Below are 23,786 nucleotides of genomic sequence, written 5' to 3'. Positions count from 1 at the left end.
CCGTCCGGGCCTCAAGTGCGCGTGGTGCAGGTCACGTTGATCTGTGGCCGGATCGTGCGCGACCTGTGCGCGAGGGGTGGCATGCTCATGGCTCGTCAACGAGTTACCGACCGGTACTGCCCATGAGGAGAACCGGTGCCGGTTCCTCTCTGCCACCCCCCACTTCCCACAGGACCGACCTTGCGCAGACGCATGAGGCACAGGCGTGCCCTGCTGCCCGCCTTCGCCGTGACCACGCTGTTCCTCGCCGCCGCCTGCTCCTCGCCCGCGCCCGGGGCCGAGCAGCCGCCGGCCGCCGGACACGGCGGGCAGACCCGGGCCGCCGACCGGCCCGCCGACGGCCCGGACCACTCGCTCACCGTCGCCGCCGCCCCGACCGCCACCGCGACCGCCGCGGCGAGTCCGGCCGGCCCGGACCGGCGGGCCCACAAAACCACGCTCGCCGTCAGCTCGTACGACAGCCACAACCGGCGGGCCGTCATCACCGACAAGCCGAAGGACAAGGGGACTCCGAGCGGCTCGCCCTCCTCCCCGGCCGCACCGGCCCCCGCGCACAAGGCCGCCGTGGGCGACGTGATCGCCAGCGCGCCCGCGCCGGGAGCACCGCACGGGCTGCTCGCCAAGGTCACCAAGGTGATCGGCGAGACGGACGGCGGCACGGAGGTCCAGACCGAACCGGCCGCGCTCAACGCGCTGCTGGGCGACGACACGGCGAAGGGTGACGTGCCGGTCGACCCGTCGTCCTTCGCCGTCGACAAGCTGCTGCCCGATGTGAAGGTGTCCTGGGCGAAGACCGGTGACGTACACGCCGGCCCCAAGGGCGCGACGGTGCCGCTCGGCAGCCTCCGGCTCGACGTCAGCGCGGAGGTACCCACCGCCAAGGACGCCCCCGTGTCGGCCTCCGCCTCCGTCCACGGCTTCGTGCAGGTCGCCCCGCAGGTCGACTTCGCCTACGGCGGCACCGGAACCGACGCGCCGCCCGGCTCGGCCTACCTCGGCGTGTCCGGCGACTGGACCTCCGGCTGGGCGGTCAAGGGGCGGGCCGCGGCGGCCACCGGCACCCCGCTGCGGATCCCGTTCGCCAAGCTGCACGCCGACCCGGTCCTCCAGGTCGGCCCGGTCCCCGTCGTCGTCAACCTCGATCTGACCTGCTACTTCCAGATCAGCGCGGACGGCCAGGTCACCGTCGACGTCGAGCAGAGCCTCAAGGGCGACTTCAAGGCGGGCGGCACCTTCGGCCCCACCCGGGGATGGACTCCGGTCAGCTCCTCCGACATGACCAGCACCCCGGTGCGGGCCTCCGTCACCACCGCCGGCTCCGTGCGCACCGCACTCGGCGCCGAGGCCACCGTCGGCCTCTACGGCACCGTCGGTGTCACCGCCGACCTCGCCCCCTATCTGCGCGGCGAGGCCGCCGGCACGATCACCTCCGCCTCCGACGGCAGCAAGCCGAAGGCGGAGGGCACCTGGGGCGTCTACGGCGGCGTGGACCTCTCCGGCACCCTGCGGCTCCAGCTGTCCATCTTCGGTACGCCGGTCATCCAGCGGAGCATCCCGCTGGGCGCCCTGCACCGGGAGTGGAAACTGGCGGGCGGCTCCCTGAAGTCGTAGGCACCGGCGTCGGCGTCAGGCCGCGCCGCCCGGTATCCAGCCCTGGCGGCGCAGTACGGCGGACACGTCCGGCGCCCGGTAGTGGTCCCCCTTGAGGACCTTGCCGTCGGCCCGGCGGGCGACCTGCCCGTCCGGGCCGATCTTGCTCATGTTGGCGCGGTGGATCTCGGCGATCACCTCGTCCAGGTCGATGCCGTGCACGAGAGCCGTGCCGTAGGCCACGTACACCACGTCGGCCAGTTCGTGCGCGAGCCGGTCCAGCGGTCCCTCCACGGCGACCTCGGCCACCTCCGCGGCCTCCTCGGCGAGCAGTTCTCCGCGGTGGGCGGCGAGTTCGGGGCCCACCTCCGTCGGCGTACTGCGGGCGTCGAGGCCGAAGGCACGGTGGAACTCACGGACGAGGTCGGCGGGCGAAGTGCGCATACGGCGACTCTAACGGCCACCACTGACAGCGCCGTCCGCCCGAGGCCGGCCCACCGGAACGACCCCGGCCCTGGTCAGCGTCGTGCGTCGCCTGGCAGGATCGCCGCATGTCCAAGGTGTTCCCCCGGATCAGCAGAAGCCGAGCGTGGCAGGGCGCGGCCGTCGGTGTCGTGGCCCTCGGGCTGCTGCTGTGGTGGCTGCTGCCCCTGGGCGAGACGCCGCCCACCGGGACGATCGTGTTCAGCACCGGGACGCCCCGCGGCGTCTACCAGGAGTACGGCGAGCGGCTGCGCACCGAGCTGGGCAAGGACATGCCGGGCCTGGAGGTGAAATTGCTCAACAGCGCGGGTTCCCAGGAGAACGTCGAGCGGGTGGCGACCGGGAAGGCCGACTTCACCATCGCGGCGGCCGACGCGGTGGCGACGTACGAGCTGCGGCAGGGCAGCGGCGCCGGGCGGCTGCGCGGTGTGGCACGGCTCTACGACGACTATGTGCACCTCATCGTGCCCCGTGGCTCGGGCATCAGGAGCGTGGCGGACCTCCGGCACAAGCGGGTGGCGACCGGACTGCCCAATTCCGGGGTGCGGCTGATCGCCGACCGGGTGCTGCGGGCCGCCGGTATCGACCCGCGGAAGGACATCACGCCGGTGGCGGACGGCATAGACACCGGGCCCGACCGGCTCCGGCAGGGCAAGATCGACGCCTTCTTCTGGTCCGGTGGCCTGCCCACCAAGGGGCTGCTCACGCTGGCGAAGAAGGGCGCCTTCCGGTTCGTCCCGATCGACCAGGCGCTGATCACCCGGCTGCACAGCGAGGGCGAGGGCACGCGCTACTACCGGGCCACCAACATCCCCGAGTCGGCCTACCCGAACGTGCAGCAGGGCTCGCAGGTGCCGACGATCGCCGTGTCCAACGTGCTGATCACCCGTACGGACGTGGACCCCCGGCTGACGGAGTGGGTCACCCGTACGGTGATCAAGAGCCGGGACGGCATCGGCGCCCACGTCCACTCGGCCCAGCTCGTCGATCTGCGCACCGCGATCTACACCGACCCGCTGCCCCTGCAGGAGGGCGCCCGGCGCTACTACCGTTCGGTGAAGCCGTAGACCACCGGGAAATCCGGCGGCCCCGGTGCCTCAGGAGGCGGCCGAGGAGTCCTCGCCGGTCTCCGACGCGTGCCGCGGCACCCTGACCGTCACCCGCAGCCCCCGCGGCTGGTGATGGGCGTAGTCGATCGAGCCGCCGCCCGCCGCGAGCAGGGCACGCGTGATGGACAGGCCGAGGCCCGAGCCCTTCACGTTCTGATGCCGGCCGCTGCGCCAGAAACGGTCGCCCACGCGCGCGAGTTCCTCGTCGGTGAGGCCGGGACCGGTGTCCGTGACGACGACGCTGGTGGTGTCGCCGTCGGCGGAGACGGTCACCTCCACCGTGCCGCCCTCGGGGGTGAACTTCACGGCATTGTCGATCACCGCGTCCAGGGCGCTGGACAGGGCGATCGGGTCGGCCCAGGCGGTGGTCGGCGGGCAGTCGCCGGTCAGCCGGACGCCCTTGGTCCGGGCGGCCGGTGCCCAGGCGGCCACCCGCTCCTCGGCCAGCGCGCCGATGTCGGTCAGCCGGAGGTCGGCCTCGACGTGCTCGGCCAGCGCCAGGTCGAGCAGATCGTCCAGGACCTGCGCGAGGCGCTTGCCCTCGGTGCGGACCGAGGCGATCTCCTCGTTGTCCTCAGGCAGTTCCAGGGCGAGCAGTTCGATGCGCAGCAGCAGCGCCGCGAGCGGGTTGCGCAGCTGGTGCGAGGCGTCGGCGACGAAGGCGCGCTGCTGCTCCAGCACGGCCTCGACGTTGTCCGCCATCTCGTTGAACGAGCGGGCCAGCCGTCTGAGTTCCGGCGGCCCGCCGGCGGCCGCGACCCGGGACTTCAGGCGCCCGGTGGCGATGTCGTGGGTGGTGGCGTCCAGGATCCGCACCGGCCTGAGCACCCAGCCGGTCAGCCGCAGCGCCGCGCCGACGGCGAGCAGCATCGCCGCGATCTCGCCGGCGCCGATGAACAGCCAGCCGCGCAGAATCCGCGACCGCAGCTGCCCCGTGGGCGAGTCGGTGACCACGACCGCGACGACGTCCCCGTCCCGGATCACCGGTGAGGCGACGACGAGCCGGCTGCGCTGCCAGGGCCACACCTGCGGTGGATCGTGGCTGCGCCGGCTGAGCAGCGCCTCGTCGAACGCCCCCCGCACCTCCCCCGTGCGCGGTACGAACCAGTCGCCGGGCGCTTCGGCCATCGCCGAGCCGTTGCGGTAGAAGACACCCGCGCGGATGCCGTAGACGCCGTAGTAGCTCTCCAGCTCGTTGCGCAGGGCCTGCCCGCGCTCGTCCGTGGTGGTGCGGCGCGATCCGCTGGGCCCGTCGGTGACGAACTGGGCGAGCGCCGCGAAGCGTGCCGTGTCGTCGATCCGGTCGACGACGACCTGCTGCTGCCGGGCGGCGGCCAGGCTGACGGCGAGCGGCACGCCGAGCGCGAGCAGAACGGCCGCCAGCAGGACGATGAGCAGCGGCAGGAGGCGTGTGCGCACCCGTCCCCGCTAGGCGGCCGGGGCGACGAGCCGGTAGCCGACGCCGCGTACGGTCTCGATCAGCGCGGGCATGCGCAGCTTGGCCCGCAGGGAGGCGACGTGCACCTCCAGGGTGCGGCCGGTGCCCTCCCAGCTGGTGCGCCAGACCTCGCTGATGATCTGCTCCCGCCGGAACACCACGCCCGGCCGCTGGGCGAGCAGCGCGAGCAGATCGAACTCCTTGCGGGTCAGCTGGACCACCGTGCCGTCCACGCTGACCTGGCGGGTGGGCAGTTCGATGCGGACGGGGCCGAGCAGCAGGGCGCTCTCGCCGCCGGTCGCGGCGCCCTCCTGGGCGGTGCGCCGGCTGACCGCGTGGATCCGGGCGAGCAGCTCTCCGGTGTCGTACGGCTTCACCACGTAGTCGTCGGCCCCCAGGTTGAGCCCGTGGATGCGGGAACGGACGTCGGAGCGCGCGGTGACCATGATCACGGGGGTGTTGGTGCGTTTGCGGATCTTGCTGCACACCTCGTAGCCGTCCTGGCCGGGCAGGCCGAGGTCGAGCAGGACGACACCGAAACCGGCTCCCTCGGGCACGAGCGCCTGGAGAGCCTCCTCGCCGCTGCGCGCGTGGGTGACACGGAATCCGTGCCGCGCGAGCACGGCGGACAGGGCCGCGGCGACATGGTTGTCGTCCTCGACGAGGAGCAGCCTCATCCCGGCCCCCTCCGGTTCAGCAGTCATGCGGTCTCGGTTTCCGTCGCACTTGTAGGTCACACGCACGCGCGCGTGCACCATGGCAGTGACGCCGATGGATTAGGACGACGTCAAGAGGGCTGGGGTTCCCCGGCGCTTCCGTTACCCGGCCGATACGCACACAGGCGGGCACGTGCTACGACACGTGTCCGATAGCTATCGGATCGTGATGCTCAGATCTCCCTCAGATGTGATGACGCAGGTCACAGCCCCTCACTACTGTCCTCGGAAACCGAGGAGGACGGAGCCCGAGAGCGATGACCAAAGTATCGGTGGCCAAGGAAGATGTGGCCACCTCCGACGAACTGGTCGTCCTGAAGAGCGTCAACAAGCACTTCGGCGCGTTGCACGTGCTCCAGGACATCGACCTGACGATCACCCGCGGGGAGGTCGTCGTGGTCATCGGGCCCTCCGGGTCCGGAAAGTCGACCCTGTGCCGCACCATCAACCGCCTGGAGACCATCGACTCGGGCACGATCACGATCGACGGCAAGCCCCTGCCGCACGAGGGCCGCGAGCTGGCCCGGCTGCGGGCGGACGTCGGCATGGTGTTCCAGTCGTTCAACCTGTTCGCGCACAAGACCGTGCTCGAGAACGTGATGCTGGGCCAGCTCAAGGTCCGCAAAGCGGACAAGAGGCAGGCGGAGGAGAAGGCGCGGGCCCTGCTGGACCGGGTCGGCGTGGGCACCCAGGCGGACAAGTACCCCGCCCAGCTGTCCGGCGGCCAGCAGCAGCGCGTCGCGATCGCGCGGGCGCTGGCGATGGACCCGAAGGTCATGCTCTTCGACGAGCCGACCTCCGCCCTCGACCCCGAGATGATCAACGAGGTCCTCGAGGTCATGCAGCAGCTCGCCCGTGAGGGCATGACGATGATCGTCGTCACGCACGAGATGGGCTTCGCACGATCGGCTGCAAACCGCGTGGTCTTCATGGCGGACGGCCGGATCGTCGAACAGGCCGCGCCCGACCAGTTCTTCAGCAACCCGCGCAGCGACCGCGCCAAGGATTTCCTGTCCAAGATCCTGCACCACTGACGGCACGGCCCCGGTCGCGTCACGCGTCTCAGGACCTCGTTCCTCACCACTCAAAGGATGTTCACCATGAAGCTCCGCAAGGTCACCGCCGCCTCGGCCGTCCTCCTCGCCCTCTCCGTGACCGCCACCGCGTGCGGCGGCGACAAGAAGGACGAAGGCGGCTCCGGTGATGGCAAGACGATCACCATCGGCATCAAGTTCGACCAGCCGGGCATCGGCCAGAAGACCCCGCAGGGCTACGCGGGCTTCGACGTCGACGTCGCCACCTATGTCGCCAAGAAGCTCGGTTACAACACCGACCAGATCGAGTGGAAGGAGTCGAAGAGCGCCGACCGCGAGACCATGCTCAAGCGCGGTGACGTCGACTTCATCGCCGCGTCCTACTCGATCACGCCGGAGCGCCAGAAGCTCGTCGACTTCGCCGGCCCGTACCTGCTCGCCCACCAGGACGTGCTGGTCCGCGCGGACGACAACTCCATCAAGACCGCGGCGGACCTGAACAAGGTGAAGCTGTGTTCCGTCACCGGCTCCACCTCGGCGCAGAACGTCAAGGACAAGCTGGCCCCCAAGGCGCAGCTCCAGAAGTACCCGACGTACTCCGCGTGCCTGACCGGTCTCCAGAACAAGGCGATCGACGCCCTCACCACGGACGACTCGATCCTCGCCGGTTACGCCTCCCAGGCCCAGTTCAAGGGCAAGTTCAAGCTGGGCGGCCTGAAGATGACCAACGAGAACTACGGCATCGGCGTCAAGAAGGGCAGCGACCTCAAGGCCAAGATCAACAAGGCCCTCGAGGAGATGGTGTCCGACGGTTCCTGGCAGAAGGCCGTGGACAAGAACTTCGGTCCGGCCGGCTACAAGAACGAGCGCGCTCCGAAGATCGGCGACATCAAGAGCTGAGGCAACGCCCGGGGATGCGCCGTCCGTGAGGGCGGCACATCCGGGCATCCCTACACGCGGAAGCGCGGGAGATCGTGTTCGACTTTCTTGACGGTTACGACGTACTGGGCGCCTTCTGGACGACAGTGCAGCTGACACTGCTGTCCGCCGTGGGCTCCCTGATCTGGGGCACTCTGCTGGCCGCCATGCGGGTGGGTCCGGTGCCGCTGATGCGCGGCTTCGGCACCGCCTACGTGAACATCGTGCGGAACATCCCGCTCACGGTGATCATCCTGTTCGCCTCGCTCGGCCTGCACGACACGCTGAGCATCAGTCTGGGTGCCAGCGACAACATCGAAACGGCCAACTTCCGGCTGGCGGTGCTCGGGCTGATCGTCTACACGTCGTCCTTCGTGTGCGAGGCGATCCGAGCCGGCATCAACACCGTGCCCGTGGGCCAGGCGGAGGCCGCTCGCGCGATCGGCCTGAGCTTCCCGCAGGTGCTGTTCCTGGTCGTCCTGCCGCAGGCCTTCCGTGCTGCCGTCGGCCCGCTGACCAACGTCCTGATCGCGTTGACGAAGAACACGACGGTGGCGGCCGCGATCGGCGTCGCCGAGGCGGCCCTGCTGATGAAGGACATGGTCGAGAAAGAAGCGCAGCTGCTGCTGATCTCCGCGATCATCGCGTTCGGCTTCTGCTGCCTGACCCTGCCGACCGGCCTGATCCTCGGCTGGGTGGGCAAGAAGGTGGCGGTGAAGCGATGAACTCGGTCCTGTACGACGCCCAGGGGCCGCGCGCCAAACAGCGCAACATCCTCTACACGGTGCTCTTCGTCATTGCGTTCGCGGCCGTCGGCTGGTGGGTGTACACGGCCCTGGACGAGAAGAACCAGCTGGAATGGGCGCTGTGGAAGCCGTACCTCGGCGGCGGCACCGAGGCGTACACGACGTACATATGGCCGGGCCTGGAGAACACCCTCAAGGCGGCGGCCCTGTCGATGGTCATCGCGCTGCCGCTGGGTGCCGTCCTCGGCATCGCCCGGCTCTCGGACCACGTGTGGGTGCGGGTACCGGCTGCGGTCGTCGTGGAGTTCTTCCGCGCGATCCCGGTGCTGGTGCTGATGATCTTCGGGCTGGCGCTGTACGCCCAGTACACCGACGTCGGCTCGGACGACCGTCCGCTCTACGCGGTCGTCACCGGTCTGGTGCTGTACAACGCGTCGGTGCTCGCCGAGATCGTCCGCGCGGGCATCCTCGCCCTGCCGCGGGGCCAGGCCGAGGCGGCCATGGCGATCGGTCTGCGCAAGGGTCAGGTGATGCGGCTCATCCTGCTGCCGCAGGCGGTCACCGCGATGCTCCCGGCGATCGTCAGCCAGCTGGTGGTCATCGTGAAGGACACCGCGCTCGGCGGCGCCGTCCTCACCTTCCCCGAACTGCTCGCCTCGGCGAGCACCATGAGCGGCTACTACGGCGCCAACACCATCGCGTCCTTCACGGTGGTGGCCGCGATCTACGTGGTCATCAACTTCTCGCTGACCTCGTTCGCGAGCTGGCTGGAGGGCCGGCTGCGGCGGCGCAAGAAGTCGACCGGCGCGGTGCTCGGTGTCGACGAGACCGTGGACATCCCGGGCCACGCGGGAACGGGAACCGCGGCCTGACGCCAGGTCAGACCCGAATGCACCCCCCGGAGGCAGTGGCATGATCGCCACTGCCTCCGGTCGCTTGACGCAAACTCTGCCAATGGGTTGCATACGTTGTGTGATCGTGCACCCCGCTCCACCTTCCTGTTCACTTGTCTCCGTCAGGGCATCGTCACGGGCAGGGGGCGCCGCGCCATGGACCCGGTGATCATCGTCGGAGCGGGGCCCGTCGGACTCACGCTCGCGCTGGCCCTGGCCCGGCAGGAGGTGCCGACCGTCGTCCTGGACGAGGGACCCGGCAAGGACGAACCCCGCCCGGCGCGCACGGTCGTCCTGCGCGAGGACACGGCCGCGCTGCTGGAGCGGCTGACCGGGGTCGCGCTCGCGGAGCACGGCGTGCGCTGGGCCGGATGGCGGTCCCTGCGCCGCAGGCAGGTGATGAGCGAGATCGCCTTCGACGAGGACGATCCCGCCGCCCCACTTCACCTCGCCCAGCACGTCCTGACGAACGCCCTGCGTGCGGCCCTCACCGACGAGCCGCTGGTGCGGCTGGCCGTCGACAGCCGCCTGGACTCGATCGAGCAGGAGCGTTCCGGCGTCAGCGCACACACCCGCGGCCCCAAGGGCACCTGGTGGCGGGGCAGTTACCTGGTCGGCTGCGACGGCCCCCGCTCGACCGTGCGCAAACTCCAGGACATCCGCTTCCCGGGCCGTACGGCGGTGGAACGGCACGCGGTCGCCGCGCTGCGCGCGGAACTTCCCTGGGAGGCTCACGCGTTGCTCCATCGGACCCCGCCGTGGCGGCAGTCCGGGCCCTCGACCGGGGAGGTGACCGCCCGCCCCCTCCCGGACGGCGTGTGGCGCCTGGACTGGCTGCTGCCGCCGGGCAAGGACCTGGTCACGCCCGACATCCTGGTGGCCCGGATCCGCGAGACCCTCGCAGGCTGGACGGACAGCACCACACCGGTGTACGAGCTGCTCGACACCGGTGTCCACACCGTGCACCACCGGCTGGCCCGCCGGTGGCGCGCGGGCCGGGTCTTCCTCGCCGGGGACGCGGCCCATCTGCTGGGCGCGCTCGGCGCCCAGGGGCTCGACGAGGGCCTCCGGGACGCCGACAACCTCGCCTGGAAGCTGGCCACGGCCTGGCACCACGGCTCGCACGACGCCTTGCTGGACAGCTACCAGACCGAGCGGCGCGCGGTGGTCGCCGCCCGGCTGCGCGCCGCCGACCAGGTGCTGCCGGTGCTGCGCGGCGGGGGCGGGCTGCGCCACATCGTCCCCGGCGCGGCCCGGGGCCATGACGCACTGCTGACGGACGGTCACCTGGGCCGCGGACCGCTGGGCGCGCCCGGGACGTACGCCGACTCGCCCCTGGCGCCCCCGCATCTGGAGGGGGAGATCCCGGTCGACACCCCGCCCGGCGCACCGGTGACCGACGTCCGGGTCACGGCGGAGGACGGCTCCTTCGTCCAGCTGCGCGACCGGCTCGGCCGCGGCGCGCTGCTGGTGGTCCTGATCGCGCCCGGTACCGGGGTCTGGGACCGCAAGCACTGGGTGTCCGCCGGGGTGATGCCCCGGCTCGCCGCAGCCGTGACCGCGCTGCCGCACCCCGCCGAGCTGCTGGTCGCCGAAAGCTACCCGGGTGCGCCGGCGCACAGCGTCCTGCTCGTACGCCCCGACGGCCACCTGGTCACCGCACTGAGCGGCGTCCGCCCGGCCGACCTGTACGCGGCGGCGGAGGCCACGCTGGGCGGCGGCGCGGTGAGGGAGGAACAGACGGCGGAGGCGGGGTCCGGCGCACGTTGAGGATGGGGAGCGGGGGCTCGCGCCGGCGCGGGCCGGGTGCCGGGGGCCGCTCCTGGGGCGCCGGCCGTGTGCCGGGGAGGCTCGCATCGGCGTTGGCCGGGTGCCGGCGACGCTCTCGGTTCTGCGCGCGCCGACCGTGCGCAGTGGGGATCCGCTCCGGCGCGGACGGTGTGCCGGGTAGGTCCGCTCCGACCTTGGCCGTATGCCCGGCAGGCTTGCTACGGCGCGCGCCGGCCGTGTGCCCCCTCGCTCTCCGTCCACGGGGTGACCCTCGGTTGACCGGTGTGCGGCTGCATGCTGTACTCCGGATCGTGACCGACACCTGTGTGCGCCTGTGGCGGAGGGTCCATATGGACCTCGTCCGCTACGCGGGCTGCGTGTGTCGCCCGTCCTGCTGAATTCGCTTCCTTCCCTTTCCGGGCGCCGCCGCGCGCCCGTTTCGCGAACGCTCCTCAGGACGGTGCACGTGTCTGTCCCTCCCCCCTCCCCTTCCCTGTCCTCTTCCGTGCCCGCCGCCGGGTCGGCGCCCACCCAGGCGGACCTCCTCGACTTCGTCCGGCGTACGGCGGCCGACACCGAACTGATCGCCTCCCTGCCGCTCGATCCCGAGGGCCGTACCTGGGTGCGGCTGGCGGGGCCCGGCGGCAGCGAGGCCTGGCTGATCGGCTGGCCGCCCGGCACCGGCACCGGCTGGCACGACCACGCCGACTCGGTGGGCGCCTTCGTCACCGCCGCGGGCGACCTCACCGAGCACTCCCTCGCCGCCCGGCTGCCCACCGACGGCTGGCGGACACTGGAACTCGCCGAGGGCGTGGACCGCGTACGCCGGCTGCCCGCCGGCCGGGGCCGCGCCTTCGGCCACCACCATGTGCACGAGGTGCTCAACGAGTCCCGCGACCGGCACGCGATCTCCGTCCACGCCTACTACCCGCCGCTGCCCCGGATCCGCCGCTACAGTCGCACGGGCCAGGTGCTGCGCCTGGAGCACGTCGAACGCCCGGAGGACTGGCAGTGAGCGGCAGCAACGAACAGGCGGCGGTGCCGGGGACGCCGGGCGAAGGGCCGCTCGGCATCGACGAGTTGCTGGAGCGGGTCCGGGCGGGCTACCGACGCGTCGAGGCGCGGGAGGCGCACGAGGTGGCCCGGTCCGGTGAGGCGCTGCTGGTCGACATCCGGTACGCGGCCCTGCGCGAGCGGGACGGACTCATCCCCGGCGCCGTCGTGGTCGAGCGCAACGAACTGGAGTGGCGCCTCGACCCCCAGGGCAGCCACCGCCTTCCCGAGGCCACCGGACACGACCTGCGTGTCGTGGTGATCTGCAACGAGGGCTACGCCTCCAGCCTCGCCGCCGCCTCCCTCCACCAACTGGGCCTGCGCCGCGCGACGGACCTGGTGGGCGGCTTCCAGGCGTGGCGGGCGGAGGGTCTGCCGGTGGAGCCGACGACGGCCTGAGCGGCACCTGCCGGAAAGCCGTCGACCCCCGGCGGCGAGCAGGGGGTCGACGGCGGCCCGGTCACAGCACCCGCGAAAGGCGCTGCTGCGCCGGCGTGCGCCCGCCCCCGCCCCGGCACCGACAGCGGCTCCGGCACCGGCACCGGCTCCGGCACCGGCACCGGCAGCCGACGCCACTGCCCCGACCGTGCCGCCCCCCACGAGTGTCACTCCCCCGCCCGCGCTACTCCTTCGCCGTGGCGACCGTCACCGCCCTCACCCGGAGCGCGGCGCGCCCCGGCACGGTGCCGGCCCCGAGCACGAGGATGCCGGCGACGGCGACGACGCCGACGTAGAGCAGCGGGATGACCGTCGGGGTGGCCCGGCCGGTCATGCCGACGCTGAGCGCGGTGAGCACGGCGAGGGCGATACCACTGCCGAGCGCGGTGGCGAGGAGGAGGACGGACAGCGCCTCGGTGCGCAGCATCCGCAGCACCTGCCGGCGGGTCGCGCCGGCGAGGCGGAGCAGCGCGAACTCCCGGACACGCTCGGCGACCGACATGGCGACCGTGTTGACGACGGCGATCGCTGTGAAGGCCAGGACGAGCCCCATGGCCAGGTAGTTGACCTCGGCGTTCGTCTGCTGACGGTCGGCCTGGAGGGCGTCGGCAGCGGCCGGCGAAAGAATCCGTATGCCCGGGAACTCACGGAGCGTAGTCGCGAGTTGTTTCTGTGTACGGGTGGTGCCGAGGAGGACGGAGGAGGCGAGCGGATTGTCGACGTGGCGGGCCACGAGGTCGTGGGCGAAGGTGAGGTCGCCGAAGCCGAGACCCCGGGCGTAGACGGCGGCGACGGTGAGCGTGGCGGGCGTGCCGTCGCCGAGGGTGAGTTTCAGTGTGTTTCCCGGCCTCAGATGCTGCTGGTCGGCGGCCAGTTCACTGACGGCGACGGTGCCGGGGCCGAGCCGGTCCAGGGAGCCGGCGGTGACCTCCGGGTCCCAGGTGCGGGTCAGGCCTTGCGGAGTGACGCCCTGCGCCGGGTACTTGTCGAGGCCCACGCGGACGGTCGTGCGGACCACCTCGGTGACGGTGTCGTGCCCGGTGCGCAGCCGCTCGGCGGCTCCGCCGGGGACGCCCGGCCCCTGCGCGGTGACCACCCAGTCGGCCGTGACGCCCTCGCGGACCTCGGTGCGGGCGGCGTCACCGAGAGTGGTCTGGACGAACAGGACGGTGCAGGTCATGCCGATGAGCAGGACGAGAGGGGTGACCACGGAGGCCATGCGGGCGGCGTTGCCGCGCAGGTTGGCGGTGGCGAGCCTGCCGCCGTGGCCGGTGAGCCGGAGCGGGCCGGCGAGCAGCAGCGCGGCGGCCTTGACGAGGAGGGGGCCGAGCAGGGCGACGGAGGTGGACAGGACGACGACGGCAAGGAAGGTCACGGGCGTCGAGGCGGCTTCGGTGCGCAGGGAGGTGAGGACGACGACGAGGACGACACCGCCGGCCAGCAGCAGCAGCCCGGCGGCGATCCGGCCCCAGGCCGGCCGGGTGCGTTCGGCTCTGGCTTCGGCCAGGGCCTCGGCGGGTCGGATGCGGGCGATCCTGCGGGAGGCGATCCGGGCCGCCGCCCAGGCGCCGAGCAGCGTGGCGGTGAGAGCGGCCAACGGCGGGAAGACACCGGCGGTGTGTTCCAGGGTGTCGGGTACGGCGCCGAGGGCGACGAACCGGGAGTGCAGCCAACTGCCCAGCGGCAGCCCGAGCAGCGCGCCGGCCGTGCCCGCCGCCGCACCGACGATCAGCGCCTCCCGGCCGAGCAGCTTGCGGATCTGCCCGGGTGTGGCGGCGATGGCGCGGAGCAGGGCGAGTTCGCGGTGGCGTTGCTGGACGGTGAGCGCGAAGGTGCCGACGACCACGAGCACCGCAACCAGCAGCGCGGTGCCCCCCATGGCGCCGCCCATGCTGACCAGCCGGGTGCGGGCGGCCGCCGCGTCCAGGAACTCGACGGGCCCCCGGGCATCGCCCGTGCTGACCTGGGCCGTGGTGCCGTGCAGCGCCCGCGCCACGGCTTGGCGCACCCGCTCGGGGTCCGCCCCCTTGGCCGGCAGCACACCGAACGCGGTGACCTGCCCGGGGTGCGCCGCCAGCCGGCGGGCCTCGGCGGCGGAGAAGAACAGAGACGTCTGGTGGCGCACGGTGGTGTCCGGGGTGGCGATACCGGTGATCCGGTAGTCGCGCGGGGCCCGCGTGGACTGCACGGTGAGCCGATCGCCGGGCCGCAGCCGGGCCCGAGCGGCGAGGTCGGCGTCGATGACGAGGTCAACGGCGTCCTTGGGGGCACGGCCCGCGGTCAGTCGGTACGGCGTCAGCGCGGCGGAGTCCCAGGCATGGCCGTAGGCGGTACGGCCGCCGGTGCCGGCCGGGGTCAGCGGCTGGGCGGGAAAGGTGAGTTCCGGGACCACCCGGGCCACGCCCGGGGTGCGGGCGAGGGTGCTGCGCATGCGCTCGGGAAGCCAGGCGCGCTCGGCGATGGGTTTCGCCTTGTGCTTGACCTTGGTCTTGCCCTTCTTGTGCTTGACGGTGGTCCGGTGCACGTACTGGTCGGCGGAGACCACGACCGGGGCGGCGGCGTAGCGCTCGGTACGGATGGTGCCGCGCAGGCCGGTGTCGAGGAGCGTGCCGCAGGCGGTGATCAGAGCCGCCGCGCACATCAGGGCGAGGAAGGCTCCGAGAAATCCCGCCGTACGGGCGCGGACCGTCTTCAGGGCGTAACGCAGCATCATGGGGGCGGGCTCTCTTCTGTTCTGTTGTGTGCACGGGTTGTCGTACGCGATGGCCGGCCTCGGCTGGTGTGCCGTGGAGCCGGGCGTGCGTACAGACTCGCCCGTGCGGACAGGGGAGAGCACTGCGGTGGTCTGGCGTCTCGCGGTGGGGGCGTCCCACCCGTGTCCGGCGGGTTAACCCCACCCCTCACCTTTCATGGCCATGCCCATACCCATGACATCGAGTGGTGCTCGCCCGGCCGGCGTGGCCCTGGGCGTCGGCATGGGCGTCGGCCCGGGCGGCTCGGCCTCGCCCGGCCGTCAGAAGTCCCCGTCCCCGAGGAACTCCGTGTCCTCGCCCTCTTCCTCCAGGGCCTGGCGCACCACGCGGAGGGCCATGCCCTCGGGGTAACCCTTGCGGGCGAGCATGCCGGCGAGCCGGCGGAGCCGCTTGTCGCGGTCGAGGCCGCGGGTGGCACGCAGCTTGCGGGCGACGAGTTCGCGGGCGGTCGCCTCCTCCTGCTCGGGGTCGAGCTGCCCGACGGCGTCCTCGATCAGTGCCGAGTCGACCCCCTTGGTGCGCAGTTCGCGGGCGAGTGCGCGGCGGGCGAGTCCCCGCCCGTGGTGCCGGGACTCCACCCAGGCGTCCGCGAAGGCACCGTCGTCGATCAGCCCCACATCCTCGAACCGCGACAGCACCTCCTCGGCCACCTCCTCGGGGATCTCCCGCTTGCGCAGGGCGTCCGCGAGTTGCTTGCGCGTGCGCGGGGTCCCGGTGAGCAGGCGCAGGCAGATCGCCCGGGCCCGCTCAGCCGGGTCCCCTGAAGACTCCCCCCGCTCGTCCCTCGCCGAGGAAGGGGCGCCTTCGTCCTCACCGGGCGCGTCCCCGAAGCCGCGCCGCCGCCGGCCGCGCCCCCGCGCGCCGCCTGGCTTCCCGGAGCCGCGTCCGCCGGACGAACCGTCCCCGTACGGGTCGCCGTACGGGTCACCGTCCGCGCGGCCCTGCTCCGCGCCGCCGCCGCCCTCGTAGCCCTCGCTTCCGCGGTACGGGTCGTGTCCGCCGTACTCGTCACGACTGCCGTACACGTCACGCCCGCTGTGCTCGCCGTGCCCGTCGTCCCGGTATCCGCCGGCGCCGTCCGGGGCGGAGTCCGGGTGGCCCCCGGTGCCCCTCCCCCGTGGGGCACCGGGGGTGGCGTACTCGTACTCGGCCCAGTCGGTTCGTCGTGTCACGGGTCAGCTCTTGGCTGCGGCGGCCTTGGGCTTGGTGGCCTTGGCGGCTGCCGGGGCGGGCACCGACTTGGCGGGGTCCTCAGACGCCCCGGTGACGGCCGCGTCGGCACCCGGCTCGGCGGCGGGCTCCTCCGGCCGGACACCCACGCCCAGCTTCTCCTTGATCTTCTTCTCGATCTCGTTGGCCAGGTCGGGGTTGTCCTTGAGGAAGTTGCGGGCGTTCTCCTTGCCCTGGCCGAGCTGGTCGCCCTCGTACGTGTACCAGGCGCCGGCCTTGCGCACGAAGCCGTGCTCCACGCCCATGTCGATCAGACCGCCCTCGCGGCTGATGCCCTGGCCGTAGAGGATGTCGAACTCGGCCTGCTTGAAGGGCGGCGCGACCTTGTTCTTGACGACCTTGCACCGGGTGCGGTTGCCGACCGCCTCCGTGCCGTCCTTCAGGGTCTCGATGCGGCGGATGTCGATACGCACCGAGGCGTAGAACTTCAGGGCACGGCCACCGGTCGTGGTCTCCGGGGAACCGAACATCACGCCGATCTTCTCGCGGAGCTGGTTGATGAAGATCGCGGTGGTCTTGGACTGGTTGAGCGCGCTGGTGATCTTCCGCAGGGCCTGGCTCATCAGACGGGCCTGCAGACCCACGTGGCTGTCGCCCATCTCGCCCTCGATCTCCGCGCGCGGGACGAGCGCGGCGACAGAGTCGATGACGATCAGATCGAGGGCGCCGGAGCGGACCAGCATGTCCACGATCTCCAGGGCCTGCTCGCCGTTGTCGGGCTGGGAGAGGATGAGGTTGTCGATGTCGACGCCCAGCTTGCGCGCGTACTCGGGGTCGAGGGCGTGCTCGGCGTCCACGAACGCGACCTGGCCGCCGGCCTTCTGCGCGTTCGCCACGGCGTGCAGGGTCAGGGTCGTCTTACCGGAGGACTCCGGTCCGTAGATCTCCACGACACGGCCGCGCGGCAGGCCGCCGACGCCGAGGGCGACGTCGAGGGCGGTCGACCCGGTCGGGATGACCTCGATGGGCTCCTTCGAGCGCTCGCCCATGCGCATGACCGCGCCCTTGCCGAATTGCCGTTCAATCTGCGCGAGCGCGGCGTCGAGCGCCTTCTCGCGGTCGGTTCCTGCCATGGGTTCCACCCGGTTTGCTTGAGTCGATCGCTTCACGTCAAAGACGCTAACGCCTGCCACTGACAATGCGCCCCGACGCAGGCCCAGCCTGTGGATAACCGGGGTACATCTCCCCGCGAATTGGGGCGAAATCCCCAACCGAAAGCCTCGCCTGAGCCCCCATAAGAATGGATGTTCGATTTTGGTGTCAAGCGCACCACGCGGCACGCCGGCTGGGGGGCAGCCCGCACCCGCCGCCCGGGCCCAAGCTTGGGTCCGGGGCTTCCCTAGGGTGAGCGGTATGCACGACGACGAGCGGCTGCGGGCCCTGTTCCACGCCCTGGACCGGCTGCCCGGGCCGCACCACCTGGAGTACCCCGACGGCTTCGACTACACCGGGGCCCGGCTCCGGGCGATCAGGCTGCGGGACCGGCTGACCGAGGAATTCGGACGGCCCTGGCAGCTCGACGAGGGCAACCAGGACGCGAGCTTCTACTTCTCCCTCCACCTCGCGGCCGAGGCGACGGGGGCCGGAGCACCTCTCGCCGTACGGCTGAGCAACTACGGCGGCCTGGCCGCGGTCACGACTCCCCGGCCCGACAGCCACGAGGACCTGGACCACGCCGTGCGCTACGGGGCGCTGTCGGAGGCGGACCGCGGCCGCATCACGAGCGCCCTGTCCGACCTCGGCCACCGGCTGGTCCCCCTACGGCTGCTCCACCGGCCCTACGACGGTGTGACCTGGCTCGCCGGCGAGGCGGACACGAGCTGGTGGACCCGATTCTTCGACTACCTGTGAACTCCGAGAGCCGGTGACCATCGGTCACCTGCCGGCCGTCTGCTCCCGGTGGCGTACCGCGGGTGTCTCCGGCCGGACGACGACCACGCGGGCCGCTCCCGGAAGCCTTGGGCCCATGAAGAATCCGCGAGCCGCCGTCGACCGCGTCTGTCACACGACGGGCCTGATCCTCGTCCTGTCCGGTCTCGTCCACCTGCTGGTGTTCGCGGTGGACGGCGGCCCCTGGAAAGGTCCCGTCTCCTGGCGCAAGGCCGTCACGTTCGGCCTCTCGTTCGGAGTGACACTGATCGCGATCACCTGGGTCACGTCGTACCTGCGGACCGGTGACCGGCTGCGCTCGGCGCTGCTGCTCGGGTTCGCCGCGGACTGCGTGGTGGAGGTGGGCGGCATCACCCTCCAGGCATGGCGCGGGGCGCCCTCCCACCTGAACATGGAGACACCCTTCGACACGGCGGTGTCCATGACGCTCGCGGTGGGCGGCGGTCTCCTGGTCGTCCTGCTCACCCTGTTCGCCGTCGCGTCCTTCCGGCACCGGCCGACGGGCCCCGCCGGCATGCCCCTCGCCGTGCGCTCCGGCTTCGCCCTCCTGCTGGTGGCGCTGGCCTCCGGTGCGGCGATGATCGCGCGCGGCGTCGTCCTGACCCGCACCGGCCACCAGGAGGCCGCGTACCACTCGACGGCCCCGCTCAAGCCGCTGCACGGCGTCAGCCTGCACGCCGTGCTCGTCCTGCCCCTGCTGGCCCGGCTGCTGTCCCGCACGCCGTGGAGCGACCGGGCACGCCGGCGGATCGTGGCCACGGCCGCGGGCGGCTACGCGGCGGCCGTCGCCGTGACCGCCGGGTGGGCGGTGCTGTCGTGGTGAAGCGGGACCGACCTGCTCGGGAAGCGGTGCCGATCTCCCGCTCAGGTAGCACTCCCCGGCATGCCGAAGGCGCACCCTGAGGGGCCTGCGGTGGCTCTAGGGGCGTTCCTGCCTGCCGGGGCGGCCGACCCACAGCCGCCTGGCGCGCGTGCGCATCCCGGGACCGCCCGAGCCTCTGCTCCGGTGCCCGTGCACCCGGGGATCGTCCGTGACGGCGTACCGCTTCACGTACGCCCCCAGGAACGCCTGCAGGGTGGCCACCGCGGGGATGGCGATCAGCGCGCCCACCGCGCCGAGCAGTGCCGTGCCCGCGACGACCGAGCCGAAGGCGACGGCCGGATGGATGTCGACCGTCTTGGCGGTCAGCTTCGGCTGGAGCATGTAGTTCTCGAACTGCTGGTAGATCACGACGAAGACCAGCACCCACACCGCGTACCAGGGGTTGACGGTGAACGCGATCAGCATCGGCAGCGCGCCCGCGAGGTACGTCCCGATGGTGGGGATGAACTGCGAGACCAGGCCCACCCAGACGCCGAGCACGGGCGCGTACGGCACCCCCATGGCCTCGAGCAGGATGTAGTGCGCGATCCCGGAGATGAGCGCCATGAGGCCGCGCGAGTACAGATAGCCGCCCGTCTTGTCGACGGCGATCTCCCAGGCGCGCAGCACCTCGGCCTGGCGCGCGGGCGGCAGGACGGAGCACAGGGCGCGGCGCAGCCTGGGGCCGTCCGCGGCGAAGTAGAACGAGAACAGGGCGACCGTGAGCAGCCGGAAGAGCCCCCCGAGCACCTGCGCGGACACGTCGAGGACACCCGCCGCGCTGTTCTGCACGTACTTGCGAAGCCAGTCGGAGTGGAGCACGCCCTCCTGGATGTCCACCCGCCTCAGCTCCGTGTGGAAGGTCTTGTTGATCCAGTGGATGAGCGCGTCGAGGTAGGCCGGGAAGCCCTCGATCATCTTGATGATCTGTCCGGCCAGCATCGACCCGAGGAGGGTGACGAACCCGGCGGCGATGACGGTCAGGCCGAGGAAGACCAGGAAGGTGGCGAGCCCCCGGCGCATGCCGCGGGCCGCCATCCGGCTCACCGCGGGCTCTATCGCGAGGGCCAGGAAGAACGCGATCAATATGTTGATCAACAGTGCGGTCAGCTGGTGGAAGGCCCAGCTGCCCAGCTGGAACGCGGCGATCAGCGCGAGCGCGAGAACCATGGCCCGCGGCAGCCAGCGCGGCATCCGGCCGTCCGGCACGGCGGCGCCGGAGACCGGGGGCCGGCCGGGCGGTGTCGTAGCGGCCGGTGCTGCCGGCCGGTCGGACGGCTCGCCGTCCTCGGCCGTGGATGCCAGGGGATGCTCGTCAGTGGGTGCCACGCGCCCAGTCTCGCCCACGCCACCGACAACCGGCGCCCGCCGGCGATCTTCGTGACAGATCAGTGGCGTACGGCCGCTGTGTTCACGGGCAAGCCCGGCATTTCACCTGTGCCTCAGCGCCTCTCGCCCGGCACGTTCATGACCGCGCAGACCACCCGCCACACGTCCTTGGCCGCCCAGCCGGCGTCCAGCGCCTCGTTCACCGTACGTCCGCCCAGTTCCGACATGACGTGATCGCGCGCGAAGGTGTCGGCGCACCCCGGACCGAAGTGTTCCGCCATCCGCTGCCAGAAGACCGTCAACCGCATGCCTCCAGTATCCCGCCCCCGGGGGTGGGCCCCGCCGGGAGCGCCTGCCGAGACCGCTTTCCGCCCTACGGTCTGACGCATGGCCGAAACAGGAGCTTCCCCACTCCCCTGCACGCCCCCGGCGCGCTCCCCGCTCTTCCGCGCCGAACAGTTCGTCTGGCTCACCGCGCGCGTACTGGAGCAGCGTCTGTTCGCGTACGACTTCCTGCACGGCAGCCCGGAGGCGGTGGAAGCGGCGCTGGACGCCTACCGCAACGAGGACGGCGGATACGGGCACGCGCTGGAGCCCGATCTGCGCGGACCGGTCAGCCAGCCCCTGCACACCGCGCACGCCCTGCGCGTGCTGGACGCCATCGGGCGCTGCGGCGGGCAGCGGGTGGAGCGCGTGTGCCGCTATCTGACCTCCGTCTCCACCGCGGACGGCGCGCTGCCGGCGATCCACCCCAGTCAGCGCGGGTATCCGACGGCGCCGTTCGTCCCGGTCGTCGACGACCCGCCCAGCGCGCTGCTGGCGACCGGGCCGGTGGTCGGGCTGCTGCACCGCAACGAGGTGTGGCACGCCTGGCTCTTCCGGGCCACCGACTTCTGCTGGCAGGCCGTGGAGTCCCTGGAGAAGTCCCACCCCTACGAGGTGGAGGCCGCCGTGACGTTTCTGGACTCCGTTCCCGACCGCCCGCGCGCGGAGGCCACCGCCGACCGGCTGGGCCGCCTGGTGCGCGAGCAGCGGCTCGTGGCGCTGGACCCGGAGCGCCTCGACGCCTGTCCGGTCGCTCCCGGCTACGCCCCGGGCGAGCACCACTTCCCGTACGACTTCGCCAGGAGTCCGGACTCACTCGCGCGCGCGTGGTTCACGGACGACGAGATGGCACGCTCACTGGACCACCTGGCCGCCGGACAGCAGGAGGACGGCGGCTGGCCCGTCAACTGGCGCCAGTGGGCACCGGCGCCCGCGCTGGAGGCGCGCCCCGTGGTGACGATCCAGGCGCTGCGCACCCTGAGGGCCTACGGCCGCTTCGTCGGCTGAGCGCATGCCGTACGGGGCCGGGCCCGCCCCCGGCCCGAGCCTCTCCCCTGGACCGGGCGGGCCGGCCCGTCTCACCATCCGAGGGCCCTTAGACCCGCTGTCACCACCACGGCCGCCGCGACGACCAGTAGAAACGGCGCACGCAGCACCAGGGCCACGGCCGCTGCGCCGAGCCCCGCCGCCCGGGCGTCCAGCACGAGCGTGTGCCCGTCGGCGAACGTCTGCTGGGCGGTGAGCGCGGCCAGGAGGGCGACGGGCAGCAGGGCGGCGAGCCGCCGCACGTACGGCCGCTCGACGGTGTGCGCCGGTACGAGCAGACCGGCGAGCTTGACGGCGTAACAGCCGAGGACGGTCACGCCGATCGCGATCCAGGTGCTCACCGGTCCTCCTCCGTCCCGTTCGCCCCGTCCGGCGTGCTCCGGCGATCCGGTCCCGCCGGCCCGTCCGGTGCCTGCCGTCCGGTCCGGCCCCCGCGCCGGCCCTCCACGAAGAGGGCGAGCGGGGCCGCCAGTGCCGCCGCAAGGACCGGCACGCCGGCCGGCAGGACGGGCAGCAGACCGAGGCCCAGCAGGATCGCGAGGCCCGCGACCGCGCGCTCGGTGGCCGTCTTCAGCATGGGGGCGAGCAGGGCCAGGAACACCGCGGGTCCCGCCGCGTCCAGGCCCCACGCGCGCGTGTCGCCGATCGCCCGGGCACCCAGCGCGCCGAGCAGCGTGGTGAGGTTCCACAGCACGTACAGGCTGAGCCCGGTGACGGTGAAGCCGATCCGCGCGGCCCGCCGGGTCGGCTGCGCCAGGGTCACCGCGGTGGTCTCGTCGATCACCCACTGGGCGGCGAACGGCCGTACCGCGCGCGGGAGGGCGAGCAGCTGTGACAGCCGCAGCCCGTAGAAGGCGTTGCGCACGCCCAGGAAGAAGGCGCCGGCGGCGGCCGTGAACGGGTTGCCTCCGGCGGCGAGCGCCCCGACCAGGGCGAACTGGGAGGCGCCGGTGAACACCAGGAGGCTGAGCGTGCAGGTCTGGAGCAGTCCGAGTCCGCTGCCGGCCGAGGTCACCCCGAAGGCGAACCCGGACAGGCCCACGGCGACGCCGACCCCGAGGGCGTCCCGTACGACAGCCGCGTCCGGCTTGTCCGCTTCTTCGGCGGTCTGATCCGTGAGTGTCATGTACTGTGCCACGCCACGGACGGTACGGGCGGCCGTCAGCCCGGGTCTTGTACGTTCTTGCGCTCCGGCAGGCCCCTGCGCTCGCGCTGGTACGCGCCCGGGGGTACGCCGATGATCCGGGCGAAGTGCCGGGTGAGGTGGGGCTGGTCGGTGAAGCCGACGGCGACGGCCGCCTCGGCGGGGGGCGTGCCCGCGTCCAGCAGCAGCCGCGCGTGCCGTACGCGGGCGTCGGTCAGCCAGGTGTGCGGCGGCATGCCGTAGGCGTCGCGGAACGCCCGCAGCAGGGCGAACGGGCTGGTCCCGAGGTCCGTTGCCAGCCGTTCCAGGGTCGGCGGCCCGGCCATCCGCTCCTCCAGCACCGCACGCGCGCGTGCGGCGATCCGCGCGCCGGCCGTCCGGGTCCGCCGCTGGGGCAGCGGGCCGCCGTTCAGCCGCAGCAGCCGGGTCACCGCGACCCGCAGGAGCGTGTCGGCGGCCAGCGCGTTGCCCTCGTCGGCGGCGCGCAGCACCTGGTGGACCAGGCGGACCGTGTAGAGGTCGTCGAGGACGGGGCTGACGAAGCCGGGCGTGCCCCGCAGGGTGGTGGTCTCGGCGGCGATCGCGGCGACCACGTCGGGCGACGGGTAGACCGCGCCGTACCGCCAGCCCTCGGGCACGCCGGCCCGGCCGGTGTGCGGGGTGTCCGGGTTGACCAGGGCGAGCGCTCCGGCGCCGGCGGAGACGTCCGTGCCGCGATGGTGGAAGACCTCGACGCCGTCGGCGATGGCCGCGATGACGAAGTTCTCGTGGGTGTGCCGGACGAAGGTCTTGCGGATGTACCGGGCCCGCAGCAGATCGACGCCGGGCAGCTCCGCGTACCGCCAGTGCCGCGCCCGCTCCCCAGAACCCGCCATACGCCCATTGTCCGCCCTGCCCGCCACGCCCAAGGCTCCGCAGACCCCGACCCGGGCGGACACCGCCACCCGCCACTGCGCATCCACCACCCACACCACCGCGGTCCCCGCCACCCCCGCCCGGGCGCCGCCGCGATCCCTGCC

The 23,786-nt window shown here is 72.3% G+C and carries 24 protein-coding genes; 13 read left to right on the top strand and 11 right to left on the bottom strand.

All coding sequences use genetic code 11. The annotated features are described in order from the left end of the window. Positions 1 to 192 precede the first annotated feature (192 nt). On the top strand, positions 193 to 1,611 hold the full coding sequence (locus ACZ7DL_RS07100) for a hypothetical protein (protein WP_470772070.1): 1,419 nt from the start codon (positions 193 to 195) through the stop codon (positions 1,609 to 1,611). Positions 1,612 to 1,626: 15 nt separating this feature from the next. On the opposite strand, the gene ACZ7DL_RS07095 is transcribed toward ACZ7DL_RS07100, so the two are convergent. After that, positions 1,627 to 2,034 carry a pyrophosphohydrolase domain-containing protein gene (locus ACZ7DL_RS07095; RefSeq protein WP_470772069.1) on the bottom strand — a complete coding sequence of 136 codons (408 nt, stop codon included), beginning with the start codon at positions 2,032 to 2,034 and terminating at the stop codon, positions 1,627 to 1,629. A gap of 107 nt (positions 2,035 to 2,141) precedes the next feature. Between ACZ7DL_RS07095 and ACZ7DL_RS07090 the strand changes: the two genes are divergently transcribed. Then, positions 2,142 to 3,140, top strand: a complete 999-nt coding sequence (locus ACZ7DL_RS07090; RefSeq protein WP_470772067.1) for a TAXI family TRAP transporter solute-binding subunit — start codon at positions 2,142 to 2,144, stop codon at positions 3,138 to 3,140. Positions 3,141 to 3,170: 30 nt separating this feature from the next. On the opposite strand, the gene ACZ7DL_RS07085 is transcribed toward ACZ7DL_RS07090, so the two are convergent. Then, on the bottom strand, positions 3,171 to 4,601 hold the full coding sequence (locus ACZ7DL_RS07085) for a sensor histidine kinase (protein ID WP_470772065.1): 1,431 nt from the start codon (positions 4,599 to 4,601) through the stop codon (positions 3,171 to 3,173). A gap of 9 nt (positions 4,602 to 4,610) precedes the next feature. Then, the gene (locus tag ACZ7DL_RS07080) at positions 4,611 to 5,297 is read right to left on the bottom strand and encodes a response regulator transcription factor (protein ID WP_470772778.1); all 687 of its coding nucleotides are present in this window, start codon (positions 5,295 to 5,297) and stop codon (positions 4,611 to 4,613) included. A 296-nt stretch (positions 5,298 to 5,593) separates the two neighbouring features. Between ACZ7DL_RS07080 and ACZ7DL_RS07075 the strand changes: the two genes are divergently transcribed. The 8 genes from ACZ7DL_RS07075 (at position 5,594) to ACZ7DL_RS07040 (ending at position 12,149) form a co-directional block, all read left to right on the top strand. Continuing rightward, positions 5,594 to 6,370, top strand: a complete 777-nt coding sequence (locus ACZ7DL_RS07075; RefSeq protein WP_470772064.1) for an amino acid ABC transporter ATP-binding protein — start codon at positions 5,594 to 5,596, stop codon at positions 6,368 to 6,370. A gap of 66 nt (positions 6,371 to 6,436) precedes the next feature. Next, positions 6,437 to 7,270 carry a glutamate ABC transporter substrate-binding protein gene (locus tag ACZ7DL_RS07070; RefSeq protein ID WP_470772062.1) on the top strand — a complete coding sequence of 278 codons (834 nt, stop codon included), beginning with the start codon at positions 6,437 to 6,439 and terminating at the stop codon, positions 7,268 to 7,270. A gap of 74 nt (positions 7,271 to 7,344) precedes the next feature. Continuing rightward, the gene (locus ACZ7DL_RS07065) at positions 7,345 to 8,013 is read left to right on the top strand and encodes an amino acid ABC transporter permease (RefSeq protein ID WP_470772061.1); all 669 of its coding nucleotides are present in this window, start codon (positions 7,345 to 7,347) and stop codon (positions 8,011 to 8,013) included. Next, positions 8,010 to 8,906, top strand: a complete 897-nt coding sequence (locus ACZ7DL_RS07060) for an amino acid ABC transporter permease (protein ID WP_470772059.1) — start codon at positions 8,010 to 8,012, stop codon at positions 8,904 to 8,906. Before ACZ7DL_RS07065 ends, ACZ7DL_RS07060 begins: the two co-directional genes overlap by 4 nt. A gap of 177 nt (positions 8,907 to 9,083) precedes the next feature. Beyond that, a complete protein-coding gene (locus ACZ7DL_RS07055) occupies positions 9,084 to 10,697 on the top strand; it encodes an FAD-dependent monooxygenase (protein ID WP_470772058.1) in 1,614 nt (537 codons plus the stop codon). Between the two features lie 2 nt (positions 10,698 to 10,699). Then, a complete protein-coding gene (locus tag ACZ7DL_RS07050) occupies positions 10,700 to 11,095 on the top strand; it encodes a putative leader peptide (protein ID WP_470772057.1) in 396 nt (131 codons plus the stop codon). A gap of 68 nt (positions 11,096 to 11,163) precedes the next feature. Continuing rightward, positions 11,164 to 11,712: a cupin domain-containing protein gene (locus ACZ7DL_RS07045; RefSeq protein ID WP_470772056.1), complete on the top strand. Its 549-nt coding sequence runs from the start codon at positions 11,164 to 11,166 to the stop codon at positions 11,710 to 11,712. Next, entirely contained in the window at positions 11,703 to 12,149 is a 447-nt protein-coding gene (locus ACZ7DL_RS07040) for a rhodanese-like domain-containing protein (RefSeq protein WP_470772777.1), read from the top strand. The genes ACZ7DL_RS07045 and ACZ7DL_RS07040 overlap by 10 nt, the downstream gene beginning before the upstream one ends. Before the next feature lie 223 nt (positions 12,150 to 12,372). On the opposite strand, the gene ACZ7DL_RS07035 is transcribed toward ACZ7DL_RS07040, so the two are convergent. From ACZ7DL_RS07035 to recA, 3 genes are all read right to left on the bottom strand, one after another. Further along, positions 12,373 to 14,901, bottom strand: coding sequence for an FtsX-like permease family protein (locus ACZ7DL_RS07035; RefSeq protein ID WP_470772054.1), 2,529 nt, complete (start codon positions 14,899 to 14,901; stop codon positions 12,373 to 12,375). A 300-nt stretch (positions 14,902 to 15,201) separates the two neighbouring features. Next, positions 15,202 to 16,113 (bottom strand): recombination regulator RecX, encoded by a 912-nt coding sequence (gene recX, locus ACZ7DL_RS07030; RefSeq protein ID WP_470772052.1) that lies wholly within the window; start codon positions 16,111 to 16,113, stop codon positions 15,202 to 15,204. 3 nt (positions 16,114 to 16,116) lie between these two features. Beyond that, complete coding sequence (recA, locus tag ACZ7DL_RS07025; RefSeq protein ID WP_470772051.1) at positions 16,117 to 17,244, bottom strand: recombinase RecA; 1,128 nt, start codon at positions 17,242 to 17,244, stop codon at positions 16,117 to 16,119. A gap of 280 nt (positions 17,245 to 17,524) precedes the next feature. Here recA and ACZ7DL_RS07020 point away from each other — a divergent pair, with 280 nt between their 5' ends. Both ACZ7DL_RS07020 and ACZ7DL_RS07015 read left to right on the top strand, forming a co-directional pair. Further along, on the top strand, positions 17,525 to 18,022 hold the full coding sequence (locus ACZ7DL_RS07020) for a hypothetical protein (RefSeq protein WP_470772049.1): 498 nt from the start codon (positions 17,525 to 17,527) through the stop codon (positions 18,020 to 18,022). Between the two features lie 115 nt (positions 18,023 to 18,137). Beyond that, a complete protein-coding gene (locus tag ACZ7DL_RS07015; protein WP_470772047.1) occupies positions 18,138 to 18,884 on the top strand; it encodes a hypothetical protein in 747 nt (248 codons plus the stop codon). 96 nt (positions 18,885 to 18,980) lie between these two features. Here the strand turns inward: ACZ7DL_RS07015 and ACZ7DL_RS07010 are convergent, their stop codons facing one another. Both ACZ7DL_RS07010 and ACZ7DL_RS07005 read right to left on the bottom strand, forming a co-directional pair. Further along, the gene (locus ACZ7DL_RS07010) at positions 18,981 to 20,117 is read right to left on the bottom strand and encodes an AI-2E family transporter (protein ID WP_470772776.1); all 1,137 of its coding nucleotides are present in this window, start codon (positions 20,115 to 20,117) and stop codon (positions 18,981 to 18,983) included. 248 nt (positions 20,118 to 20,365) lie between these two features. Then, positions 20,366 to 20,560 carry a DUF3046 domain-containing protein gene (locus ACZ7DL_RS07005; RefSeq protein WP_470772045.1) on the bottom strand — a complete coding sequence of 65 codons (195 nt, stop codon included), beginning with the start codon at positions 20,558 to 20,560 and terminating at the stop codon, positions 20,366 to 20,368. A 79-nt stretch (positions 20,561 to 20,639) separates the two neighbouring features. Here ACZ7DL_RS07005 and ACZ7DL_RS07000 point away from each other — a divergent pair, with 79 nt between their 5' ends. Beyond that, positions 20,640 to 21,584: a hypothetical protein gene (locus ACZ7DL_RS07000; protein ID WP_470772043.1), complete on the top strand. Its 945-nt coding sequence runs from the start codon at positions 20,640 to 20,642 to the stop codon at positions 21,582 to 21,584. A gap of 71 nt (positions 21,585 to 21,655) precedes the next feature. On the opposite strand, the gene ACZ7DL_RS06995 is transcribed toward ACZ7DL_RS07000, so the two are convergent. Genes ACZ7DL_RS06995 through ACZ7DL_RS06985 form a run of 3 tightly spaced genes read right to left on the bottom strand, consistent with a single transcriptional unit; the run spans position 21,656 to position 23,642 of the window. Next, positions 21,656 to 21,964 (bottom strand): AzlD domain-containing protein, encoded by a 309-nt coding sequence (locus ACZ7DL_RS06995; protein ID WP_470772041.1) that lies wholly within the window; start codon positions 21,962 to 21,964, stop codon positions 21,656 to 21,658. Then, the gene (locus tag ACZ7DL_RS06990) at positions 21,961 to 22,749 is read right to left on the bottom strand and encodes an AzlC family ABC transporter permease (protein ID WP_470772774.1); all 789 of its coding nucleotides are present in this window, start codon (positions 22,747 to 22,749) and stop codon (positions 21,961 to 21,963) included. The genes ACZ7DL_RS06995 and ACZ7DL_RS06990 overlap by 4 nt, the downstream gene beginning before the upstream one ends. Positions 22,750 to 22,784: 35 nt before the next feature. Then, positions 22,785 to 23,642, bottom strand: coding sequence for an AraC family transcriptional regulator (locus ACZ7DL_RS06985; protein WP_470772039.1), 858 nt, complete (start codon positions 23,640 to 23,642; stop codon positions 22,785 to 22,787). Positions 23,643 to 23,786: the final 144 nt, after the last annotated feature.

The sequence above is a fragment of the Streptomyces sp. NPDC036984 genome, from assembly GCF_055607665.1.
This window is presented reverse-complemented; position numbering and strand designations above follow the sequence as displayed.